The organism is Leifsonia sp. HAY1-4F (assembly GCF_056755275.1).
On sequence record NZ_JBNDHX010000142.1, the window covers coordinates 1 to 7,235 of the forward strand.

Consider the following 7,235-nt stretch of genomic DNA (forward strand, 5'->3'; position numbering starts at 1 on the left):
CCCCCCCCCCCCCCCCCCCCCCCCCCCCCCCCCCCCCCCCCCCTCTCCAAAAAAAAGCCCCCCCCCCCAGATTAGCGAGTGTCTCGTGGGCTCGGAGATGTGTATAAGAGACAGGATCCGGCCCTTCCGTGTTTGTCCACAGGTCGGCGAACACTCTGTCCGCGCCTCCTCGCACGGCGTTACAGTGAGCGCACCCGGACGCGCCGGCCGACCTGGAGGGAGTGCGATGGCTGATCCGACGAACGCGGAACTGATCGAGCGCCTCTCCCGGCTGGAGGCCGAGAACGCGCTGCTGCGCAGGCAGGTCGCCGAGCAGGCGGGGGCCGGTCCTGTCGCCGCCGATGTGGTTCCCGCGCCCGTAAAGCACCGGAGGGGCTGGGGATGGACGCTGCTGGCGACAGTCCTCATCGTCGTGGGCGCCCTCCTCGCGCCGCTGGCCGTCGTCGCATCCTGGGCGAGAGTGGAGCTGACGGACACGGACAGGTTCGTGGCCACCTACGCTCCGCTCGCGCACGATCCGGGCGTCCAGGGCTTCATCACCGATCAAGCCGTGAAGGCGGTCCAGCAGCACGTCGACATCCCCGGAGTGACCTCCCAGGTGATCGACGGGATCACGCAGCTGGGCACCGGCCCGGTCGCCACCAAGGCGCTGGATTCGCTCAAGGGGCCGCTGGCGCAGGGGATCGTCTCGCTCGTGCGCTCCACGGTGCAGCGCTTCGTGACCTCCGATGCGTTCTCCCAGGTCTGGGAACAGGCATTGCGGACGAGCCATGACCAGTTCGTCGCCACGATGGAGAACGATCCGAAGGCCGCCATCACGGTCGGGTCCGACGGCTCGGTCGGCATCCAGCTCGCACCGATCGTCGCGCGCGTGAAGCAGTTGCTCGTCGATCAGGGGCTCACCTTCGCATCGCAGCTGCCCACGGTGGATCGGACGATCACCGTGGCCCAGACCTCCGCCATCCCCACGCTCCAGCTGTTCTACGGGTTGTCCGTGGCCGCGGGCACCTGGCTGTCGTGGGTGGCTCTCGCGCTGCTCGCCCTCGGCGTCGTGGTCGCGCGACGGCGCTCGCTCGCGCTGGTCTGGGCGGCCGTGGGTCTCGGGCTGGCGATGGCGCTGACCCTGGCGGCCCTCGGCGTGGGCCGCATCGTCTTCGTGGCGCAGGCATCCCCGTCGCTGATCCCGACCGCATTCGCGCAGTCGCTGTTCTCGACCGTGACCGGCGCGATGATCGCGACGGCTGTCGCCGTGCTCATCCTCGCGCTCTCCGTCGCACTCGTCGGCTGGTACGCAGGCCCGTTCGCCGCGCCACGGCGGCTGCGCGGCTTCTTCGGTGCAGGCGCATCCTGGCTGCGGGATGCGGCCCAGCGTCACGGCATCAGCACGGGGCGCACCGGCGAGTGGATGTACACCCAGCGCGTCCTCCTGCGTGCCGTCGTCGCGGTGATCGCCGCGGCAGTCGTGCTGTTCGTCCGGCCGCTCACGACCTCCCTGGTGGTGTGGACGCTCGTTCTCGCCGTCCTGGTCGTGGCCGTCCTCGAGCTCGTGGAGCGGCCGGTCATCGCGGTCCCGGAAGCAGCGGATGACGACACGCCCGTCATGACCGTCTCCTGAGCGTCGAAGTGTCGGCCGCGTCCGCGGTCTGCGCGCCGGTAGGCTCCGTTCGGTCATGAGTCGCACAACCGTCGCCCTGCTCGCCGCGCTGGAGGCGCTCATCGTCGCCGCGGTCGGCCTCGGCATCTGCCTGGTCCCCATCACGATCCTCTGGGCCGCGCAGTACCAGCTCGGCGCCGACTTCGGGGTCGTCTGGCGGTCCGTAGCGGATGTGTGGCTCGTCGGTCACGGCGTCAACCTGACGGTGGCGCTCGATCCGCAGACCGTCGCCCGGCTGGGGCTGCCGGGAGCAGGCGTCCCGTTCCAGGTGACGATCGCGCTGCTGGGCTTCGCAGCCCTCACCGCGGGATTCGGCGTGCGCACGGGCATGCGCGCCGCCGGCACGCCGCAGCCTGCCGTCGGTGCACTGAGCGCCCTGGTCACCTTCGCCGCGATCTCGGCCGTGGTCGTTCTGTCGGCGGGGTCCGCGATCGTGCAGCCGTCGCTCTGGCAGGGCATCGTGCTCCCTCCGTTCGTCTACGCCGTCGGCATCGCCGCCGGCTTCGGCTTCGCGGCGCTGCGACAGCCGCGAGAGGACGACGGCGCGCCGGCGGTGCTCCCGACCCTGCGCGCCCAGGCGCTCGCCGTGCCCGGGGCGCTCCGTGCGGGAGCTCTCGCCGCAGTGCGTGCCGGCACCGCCGCGACCGCGATGGTGATCGGCATCGCGGCGCTGATCGTCGCCGTTCTGCTGTTCGGGAACTACGGCACGATAATCAGCCTGTACGAGCAGCTGCAGACGGGCATCGCCGGGGGAGCGGCCCTGACGATCGGACAGCTCGCGATCCTGCCGAACGTCGTGGTGTGGATGGCGTCCTGGCTTGTCGGCCCCGGCTTCGCGATCGGCACGGGTTCGTCCGTCAGCCCGCTCGGGACCGCCCTCGGCCCGCTGCCCGGGGTGCCGGTGTTCGGCGTGATCCCGCCCGGCGGCTACAGCCTGGGTCTCGTCGGCATCCTCGTCCCCGTCCTCGCCGGCTTCCTCGCCGCCGTCCTTCTGCGTTCGACGACGTCCTCGCGAGGCATCGAGGGCATCCGCGCCGTGCTCCTGGTGGCCCTCGCGATCGGCGTGGTGGCGGGCGTCGAGCTCGGGCTCCTGGCGTGGTGGTCCTCCGGCGCCCTCGGCCCCGGCCGCCTGCACGACGTCGGCCCGAACCCCTGGCTGGTCGGCGGGATCGCTGCGGCGGAGGTCGCCGTTACGGCCGCGATCGGCCTGGCGGCGGGAGCGCGCACGCGCCGGTAAGGGGTGTGCCCGGCCGCCACTAGGCTGGTTGCGTGCTCTCGATCGTTGTCCTCATCTCCGGTGGCGGATCCAACCTGCTGGCCCTGCTGGAGGCGGCGGAGGACGCGGAGTTCCCGGCGCGCGTCGTCGCTGTCGGCGCCGATCGCGACGCGGAGGGCTTCGAGCACGCCGAGCGGTTCGGCATCCCGACCTTCACCGTGCCGTACACCTCGTACCCGAGCCGCGAAGAGTGGGGTGACGGCCTCCTGGAGCAGATCCTGCAGTGGGAGCCGGACCTCATCATCCTGTCCGGCTTCATGCGGCTGGTGCCGCCGCGGGTCGTCGAGAAGCTCTCGCCGGACCTGATCAACACCCATCCGGCCTACCTGCCGGAGTTCCCGGGTGCGCACGCGGTCCGCGACGCGCTCGCCACCGGCGTGACCCAGACGGGCGCGAGCCTCATCGTCGTCGACAACAGCGTGGACGGCGGCCCGATCATCAGCCAGGAGCGCGTGGAGGTGCTGCCCGGGGACACCGAGGCGAGCCTGCACGAGCGCATCAAACCCGTGGAGCGACGGCTGCTCATCGACGCCGTCCTCGACATCGCCAACGGACACATCGACCTCGAGGAGCTTGCCCGAGCATGAGCGGACCCCGTCACGACGCCAGCCAGTACCGGGAGCGGGACCTGATCCCGATCCGCCGAGCCCTCATCTCGGTCAGTGACAAGTCGGGACTCCTCGAGCTCGCGCACGCGCTGGCGGACGCCGGCGTGGAGATCGTCTCGACCGGATCGACGGCGCAGACCATCCGCGATGCCGGTCACGCGGTGACCGACGTCGCGAGCGTCACCGGCTTCCCGGAGTCGCTGGACGGGCGGGTGAAGACCCTGCACCCGGCCATCCACGCCGGGATGCTCGCCGATCTGCGTCTCGGGTCGCACGAGGAGCAGCTCAAGGAGCTGGGCATCGAGCCGTTCGAGCTCGTCGTCGTGAACCTGTACCCGTTCGTCGAGACGGTCGCCGCGGGCGCCGTCGGCGACGATGTGGTGGAGCAGATCGACATCGGCGGACCGGCCATGGTCCGTGCGGCGGCGAAGAACCACGCCAACGTCGCCATCGTCGTCTCGCCCTCCGACTATGCGGGCATCGTCGGGGCGGTCGCGGCCGGTGGGACCACGTTCGAGCAGCGTCGCGAGCTGGCATCCCGGGCCTTCGCCCACACCGCCGCCTACGACGGAGCCGTCGCGGCCTGGTTCGCCGGCGAGGCGCCGTCGACCGACACCGCCGGCGCCGCCGGCTCGTCCGCCGAGTTCGGCCCGCAGTGGGAGGCGCGCGCAGAACGGAAGCAGACCCTCCGCTACGGCGAGAACGCGCACCAGGCGGCCGCCCTCTACGCCGACCCGGCCGGGCGCGGCATCGCACAGGCGACGCAGCTCGGCGGCAAAGAGATGTCGTACAACAACTATGTGGATGCGGACGCCGCACTGCGCAGCGCCTACGACTTCCACGAGCCGGCCGTCGCGGTCGTCAAGCACGCGAATCCGTGCGGAATCGCGATCGCCCGCGACATCGCGGAGGCCCACCGCAAAGCGCACGAGTGCGACCCGGTATCGGCGTACGGCGGCGTCATCGCCGCGAACCGCACCGTGACCCTCGCCATGGCGGAGACCATCAAGGGCATCTTCACCGAGGTGCTCATCGCCCCGGGATACGAGCCTGAGGCGCTGGGGCTGCTGCAGACCAAGAAGAACCTCCGCATCCTGCAGTTGCCGGAGGATTACGCGCGCACCGCGACCGAGTTCCGCCAGATCTCGGGCGGCGTGCTGGTACAGGAGGCGGACCGCTTCGCCCCCGAGGCGCTGGTGACCTCCGCCTCCGCCGGCTGGACGCTCGCCGCCGGCGAGGAGGCGGACGCGGCGACCCGCGCCGACCTCGAGTTCGCCTGGAAGGCGTGCCGCGCGGTGAAGTCGAACGCCATCCTCCTCGCCCACGACGGCGCCTCCGTCGGCGTCGGCATGGGCCAGGTGAACCGTGTCGATTCCTGCACGCTGGCGATCACACGCGCGGGCGACCGCGCGGCCGGTTCGGTCGCCGCCTCGGATGCGTACTTCCCGTTCGCCGACGGCGCGCAGCTCCTCATCGACGCCGGAGTGAAGGCGATCGTGCAGCCGGGCGGATCCATCCGCGACGAAGAAGTCATCGCCGCGGCGAAGGCCGCCGGGGTGACCATGTACTTCACCGGCGAGCGGCACTTCTTCCACTGATCGCGTTGCCTCCGTGACGGGCTCGCGGGAGAATGGAGGGCGGTCCACAAGACCGCACCATTGTTACCGCGATCCCACGAGGAGACACCGATGTCCGTCCTGCCCCCATCCCCGTTGCCCGGCGAACTGCCGCACGAGACACTGCATGTCGTGAAGGGGAGGCGGAGCGGCCTCACCATCAGCATCGCGGTGCACTCCACCACGCTCGGCCCCGCCTTGGGCGGCTGCCGGGTGTGGACGTACGACTCCTGGCAGGAGGCCGTCGCCGACTCGCTGCGCCTGGCCGAGGGGATGACGTTCAAGAACGCCGCCGCCGGCCTCCATCGTGGAGGCGGCAAGGCCGTCATCCACCTTCCGCGCGGCACCGTGCTCTCCCCGACGGAGCGGTACGAGGCCATGCTCGACCTCGGTGACGCTGTCGAGACGCTCGGCGGCGCCTACATGACCGCCGAGGATGTGGGCACGAGCGCCGAGGACATGGCGGTCGTCGCCACTCGCACCGCGCACGTCTGCGGGCTGCCGCCGTCGCAGGGCGGTGTCGGCGAGCCGAGCGATGCCACGGCCACCGGTGTCTACGCCGGCCTACAGGCCACGATGGAGCGCGCCTTCGGAGACCGTGCCGTGGCCGGACGCCGCGTCACCGTGCTCGGGCTCGGCCATGTCGGCTCCATCATCGCGACGCGCCTGGCGAGCGAAGGCGCGATCCTGACCGTCACGGATGTGAACCCCGCCAAGCGTGCGCTGGCCGATGCTCTCGGCGCCACGTGGGTCGAGCCGGAGGAGGCGCATCGCGTCGAAGGCGACCTGTTCGTCCCGGCCGGGGTCGGCGGAGTGCTGACCGACCAGGTCATCGACGAGCTGCGGGTCGCCGCGGTCGTCGGACCGGCCAACAACCAGCTCGCCGAGCGCTCGGGAGCCGAGCGGCTGGCCGCGCGCGGCATCCTGTGGGCGCCGGACTTCGTCGTCAACGCGGGCGGCGTGATCTTCCTCGACATGATGGGCGAGGGCGTGACAGCGGAGGCGACCGAGGAGCGCGTGGAGCGGATCGGGGACACGGTCGCCGGGATCTTCCGCACGGCCGACGAGCACGGGATCACCACCCTCCAGGCCGCGGAGGAGCTCGCTCTGGGACGGCTGCGGGAACCAGCGAACGCATAGCGACGCTCCGCTAGGGTGGGGTCTCATGACGTCTTCCTGGGGCCGCCGCCTCATCGCCTCCTTCTCGTCCGCCCTCGCAACCGCCGCTATCGGCTTCGTCGCTGCGACGTTCGTGATCCTGGTGGCCAGCCAGCTCCAGTCCAGCGCCCTGACGAACGCCACGCCGTACGTCGGCTGGAACGCGCTCGTCGCGCTGGTCCTCGGCTTCGCGGCGGCGCTGCTCGGGGCGATGGACCGGCGCTGGATCGCCGTGGTGACGGGCATCGTGCTCGCTCTGGTGAGCACGGTGCTCGGCACCCTGATCCTGTTCACGGTGCTGAGCGTGCCGTTCTCGGGAAGCACCTGGGGTCAGCTCTTCCAGTCGTTCATCGGCATCAACCTGCCGTTCTGGCTGGCCGTCGCTGTGGCATTCCCGACCGCAGGGCACGCCGTGTTCCATGCGGTGGAGGGCGGAGAGCGGGGCGAGCGCCGCATCGCGCTGGTGCGCATCCCGGCCGCCAACCTCGCCGAGGGACTGATCACGCACATCGACCCGCAGGAGATCGACGCCGAGCTCGCCGACACGCAGTGGGACGCCTACGTCGCCGCCCTCTCCGCGGCCGGCTGGCGGACCGTCGAGGTCGCTGCCGCCGACCGGCTTGCCGACTCGGTCTTCGTCGAGGACACCGCCGTCGTCCTCGGCGAGACCGCCGTCATCACCCGCCCCGGCGCCGAGTCGCGCCAGGGCGAGACCGCCGGCACCGAGGCCGCACTGCGGGCGCAGGGCCTGCGGCTCGAACGCATCGAGGCGCCGGGGACCCTGGACGGCGGAGACGTGCTCAAGGTCGGCTCGACCGTGTACGTCGGCCGCGGCGGCCGCACGAACGCGGAGGGCGTGCGCCAGCTGCGCGCCCTGGCGGGGCCGCTCGGCTACGACGTGGTCGCGGTGCCGGTCACGAAGG

General features: G+C 71.5%; 6 protein-coding genes. All 6 read left to right on the plus strand.

Going from position 1 to position 7,235, the window contains the following annotated elements:
* The first annotated feature begins 226 nt into the window (after positions 1 to 226).
* Entirely contained in the window at positions 227 to 1,615 is a 1,389-nt protein-coding gene (locus ACPYOG_RS17960) for a coiled-coil domain-containing protein (RefSeq protein ID WP_481295516.1), read from the plus strand.
* 55 nt (positions 1,616 to 1,670) lie between these two features.
* Entirely contained in the window at positions 1,671 to 2,891 is a 1,221-nt protein-coding gene (locus tag ACPYOG_RS17965) for a cell division protein PerM (RefSeq protein WP_481295517.1), read from the plus strand.
* Between the two features lie 32 nt (positions 2,892 to 2,923).
* The gene (gene purN, locus ACPYOG_RS17970) at positions 2,924 to 3,517 is read left to right on the plus strand and encodes a phosphoribosylglycinamide formyltransferase (RefSeq protein ID WP_481295518.1); all 594 of its coding nucleotides are present in this window, start codon (positions 2,924 to 2,926) and stop codon (positions 3,515 to 3,517) included.
* The gene (gene purH / locus ACPYOG_RS17975; protein ID WP_481295519.1) at positions 3,514 to 5,136 is read left to right on the plus strand and encodes a bifunctional phosphoribosylaminoimidazolecarboxamide formyltransferase/IMP cyclohydrolase; all 1,623 of its coding nucleotides are present in this window, start codon (positions 3,514 to 3,516) and stop codon (positions 5,134 to 5,136) included. Before purN ends, purH begins: the two co-directional genes overlap by 4 nt.
* A 90-nt stretch (positions 5,137 to 5,226) precedes the next feature.
* Positions 5,227 to 6,294: a Glu/Leu/Phe/Val dehydrogenase family protein gene (locus ACPYOG_RS17980; protein WP_481295520.1), complete on the plus strand. Its 1,068-nt coding sequence runs from the start codon at positions 5,227 to 5,229 to the stop codon at positions 6,292 to 6,294.
* A 25-nt stretch (positions 6,295 to 6,319) separates the two neighbouring features.
* Positions 6,320 to 7,235: dimethylargininase (locus tag ACPYOG_RS17985; RefSeq protein ID WP_481295521.1), on the plus strand; the 916-nt coding region annotated here is incomplete at its 3' end.

What these genes read in the sequence shown, in the direction of transcription:
- ACPYOG_RS17960 (WP_481295516.1), top strand. Translation starts at nt 227, where the DNA reads ATGGCTGATCCGACGAACGCGGAACTGATCGAGCGCCTCTCCCGGCTG.
- ACPYOG_RS17965 (WP_481295517.1), top strand. Translation starts at nt 1,671, where the DNA reads ATGAGTCGCACAACCGTCGCCCTGCTCGCCGCGCTGGAGGCGCTCATC.
- purH (WP_481295519.1), top strand. Translation starts at nt 3,514, where the DNA reads ATGAGCGGACCCCGTCACGACGCCAGCCAGTACCGGGAGCGGGACCTG.
- ACPYOG_RS17980 (WP_481295520.1), top strand. Translation starts at nt 5,227, where the DNA reads ATGTCCGTCCTGCCCCCATCCCCGTTGCCCGGCGAACTGCCGCACGAG.